Annotated in this window: 5 protein-coding genes; all 5 read left to right on the forward strand. The window is 37.8% G+C overall.

Annotated features, from left to right (window positions below):
- Positions 1–273: NAD(P)H-dependent oxidoreductase (locus tag ABES03_RS25405; protein WP_430121956.1), on the forward strand; the 273-nt coding region annotated here is incomplete at its 5' end.
- A gap of 122 nt (positions 274–395) precedes the next feature.
- Positions 396–1,181: an SDR family oxidoreductase gene (locus tag ABES03_RS25410; RefSeq protein ID WP_430121958.1), complete on the forward strand. Its 786-nt coding sequence runs from the start codon at positions 396–398 to the stop codon at positions 1,179–1,181.
- Between the two features lie 92 nt (positions 1,182–1,273).
- Positions 1,274–1,747, forward strand: a complete 474-nt coding sequence (locus tag ABES03_RS25415) for a hypothetical protein (protein ID WP_430121960.1) — start codon at positions 1,274–1,276, stop codon at positions 1,745–1,747.
- 168 nt (positions 1,748–1,915) lie between these two features.
- Entirely contained in the window at positions 1,916–2,731 is an 816-nt protein-coding gene (locus tag ABES03_RS25420) for an NAD(P)-dependent oxidoreductase (protein ID WP_430121962.1), read from the forward strand.
- A gap of 87 nt (positions 2,732–2,818) precedes the next feature.
- Complete coding sequence (locus ABES03_RS25425; protein ID WP_309865416.1) at positions 2,819–2,995, forward strand: hypothetical protein; 177 nt, start codon at positions 2,819–2,821, stop codon at positions 2,993–2,995.
- Positions 2,996–3,040: the final 45 nt, after the last annotated feature.

Here is a 3,040-nt window from a genome sequence, read left to right on the forward strand (position 1 = left end):
GGTAAAACGTTTAAATATACAGAGCAAGGGCCGGTAGGGCTTTTACCAGGCAAAAAAGCATTACACATCCAAGCGCGTGGTGGAATCTATTCTGAGGGACCAGCGGCACAGATGGAAATGGGTCACCGTTATTTAAGTGTCATGATGAGCTTCTTTGGTATCAATGAGCTTGAAGGTTTATTCGTCGAAGGTCATAATGCGATGCCGGATAAAGCACAAGAAATTAAAGAAAATGCAATTGCACGTGCAAAGGATCTTGGCCATACATTCTAAATATATGTTGACAAAAAAAGGCGGATAAAATATTCCGCCTTTTTTTGTGAGTTTTCTACCACTACCTTTCTTTGGTAATCTTGTATACTGAAGATAGAACAATAAGGAGGCATGGGAAAAATATGGAACTAAATTTATTTGGTAAATCAGCTTTAGTTGTTGCATCAAGTCAAGGACTGGGATTAGCGATCGCAGGAAGGCTCGTAAAGGAAGGCGTCAACGTCATGATTTCAGGCCGTGACGAAGAAAAGTTAAAACAAAAAGCTGGTGAACTTCAATCAATCGGCAAAGGTAAAGTGGCGTTTCAAAAAGCGGATATTACGAACGTAAATGATATTAACCGGTTAGTTGCTGTAACTAATGAGACGTTTGGAGGTCTACAATTACTAGTAAATAATGCAGGTGGTCCGCGAGCAGGAGCGTTTGAAGATCTAACGGACGAAGATTGGCAAACTTCATTTGAACTGAATTTATTATCCTATGTACGTGTCATTCGTGCTGCACTGCCTTTTTTAAAGCAACAGGGGGGAAAAATAATAAATATAGCTTCCTCCTCTATTAAAGAACCTATTCCCGGTTTGATCCTTTCTAATACATTCCGAACAGGTATAGTAGGTTTATCAAAAACATTGGCAACAGAATTAGCCCCTTATAATATTTTAATAAATACTTTGGCTCCTGGCAGAATTGCAACTGACCGTGTTAAACATTTAGATCAAGTGAATGCCGATAAGTTGGGTGTAGAGAGGGAAGCGGTTGAACTCCAGGTAAAAGCTGGCATTCCCTTGAAGAGATACGGAACACCTGAGGAGTTTGCCAATGTTGCTGCATTTCTTCTATCTGATGCAAACTCCTATATGACTGGAAGTTCTTTTCTAGTAGATGGGGGAATGGTAAAGGCTATTTAGTTATGTGATTTATTTTTTTCCTTTATTAACCTTTCTTTACGTTTATTACCGTTCAATTATGGCTATGGTAAAAATAAAGGGGAGTGTTATGAATGCGAAGAAAAATTCATCGAATGTTGGCCTTACTTATTGGAGTTTTTTGTATTTCTTTTTTAAGTGGCTGTGGGCTATTATTCTCAAATGAGTTAATTGTGAATCGGTATGCAGATGCATTATTAACGAAAAATAATGAACTGCAATTTCGCTTTCGAATAAACAATGAGATCCTGGAACGCCATCAGATGTATAAAGTAAAGGTTTCGATCCATGATAATCAGTTGGCTGCGGCCATTGGAAAAAGAGAAATTATTTATGGTGAGGAACAAGTACTTAACGGTGAGTATTTAGAGGTAAGTGATAAAGGCGAGAAGTATATCTTTATGGACCCAATTCCATTAAAGAAGGATTTACATATTTATGAGCTGAAAAATATGATTGAAAGAGATCAAGCAGTCTCTATAGAAGTATTTAATGATAAGGAAGTATTCGGAAGAACCTATTTAACAAACTTTTCTTCTGAATTATAATGGTTTATTTTTTATTGAGTAAGGACATCATTAATATGTGCATAAATTTGGAGATGGAGCACGGAGACCGGACGACTGGACGTTTCGGTCTTTTTTTATGCAAATCTTTACTAATAACGAAATGATAGTGCTAAAATAGAGAAAAAATCAATCGAGAGGGAGATTAATTTGCACAATACAGATAGCACCGTAATTGGGTTTATTGGAACTGGCGTAATGGGAAAGAGTATGGCCGGTCATCTATTAGACGCTGGTTATCATTTAGTGATTTATTCTAGAACAAAGGAAAAGGCAAATGTGATTTTCACCATTGTAGGTTATCCCGTGGATGTCGAGGAAGTGTATTTTGGTGAAAATGGATTAATTCCTCATGGAAGAGAAGGGAGTTACCTCATTGATATGACGACTTCTGCTCCTTCATTAGCAGTGAAAATATACGAAGAAGCCAAAAGAAGAGGGATTCAAAGTATAGACGCCCCTGTTTCTGGCGGAGATGTAGGTGCAAAGGAAGCGAAGCTATCCATTATGGTGGGTGGTGAAAAGGAAGCATTTGAAGTGGTATCTCCTCTTCTGCAGCTTCTGGGTACAAATATTGTTTATCAAGGAAAACCAGGGGCAGGACAACATACAAAAATGTGTAATCAAATTGCCATTGCATCAAATATGATTGGTGTCTGTGAGGCAGTAATCTATGCAGAAAAAGCAGGGCTTGACCCTGAAACTGTATTAAAAAGCATTACAACAGGAGCGGCTGGAAGCTGGTCATTAAGCAATCTTGCACCGAGGATGCTGAAAGGGAATTTTGAACCTGGTTTTTACATAAAACATTTTATTAAGGATATGAAAATTGCTTTAGATGAGGCTGAGCGTATGGATATGCCCGTGCCTGGACTCGCATTGGCAAAGTCGCTTTATGAACAATTAGCTGAAAATGGGGAGGAAGACAGCGGTACTCAAGCTCTTTATAAATATTGGAAGAACTAATACATGCTGGCCATAATCTCCCAAGCATAAATTCTTCTGTCTTCAAGAAACTAGTATAGAAACCTTAAGAAGACAGGAGGAATCACAATGGCTAAACGGACAAAAAAGAATGACCCTCAGCAAAAAAACAAAAAGGGTTTTGATTCTGCCGTATTAAATGAAGAATTTGCACATGAAATGGGTTCTGCTGCAACCAATAAAATTCATAAAGATAAAGCCAAAAAAGAAAAAGCACCAAAGAATAACGGAAAATATAAAGGATAAAAGTGTCCCTTTAAACAAAACCCCTCATTATTAGATGAGGGGTTT

It is taken from the genome of Neobacillus rhizosphaerae, from assembly GCF_050477885.1.
GTDB classification, from domain to species: Bacteria; Bacillota; Bacilli; order Bacillales; family Cytobacillaceae; genus Neobacillus; species Neobacillus rhizosphaerae_A.

What these genes read in the sequence shown, in the direction of transcription:
- ABES03_RS25410 (WP_430121958.1), top strand. Translation starts at nt 396, where the DNA reads ATGGAACTAAATTTATTTGGTAAATCAGCTTTAGTTGTTGCATCAAGT.
- ABES03_RS25425 (WP_309865416.1), top strand. Translation starts at nt 2,819, where the DNA reads ATGGCTAAACGGACAAAAAAGAATGACCCTCAGCAAAAAAACAAAAAG.
- ABES03_RS25415 (WP_430121960.1), top strand. Translation starts at nt 1,274, where the DNA reads ATGCGAAGAAAAATTCATCGAATGTTGGCCTTACTTATTGGAGTTTTT.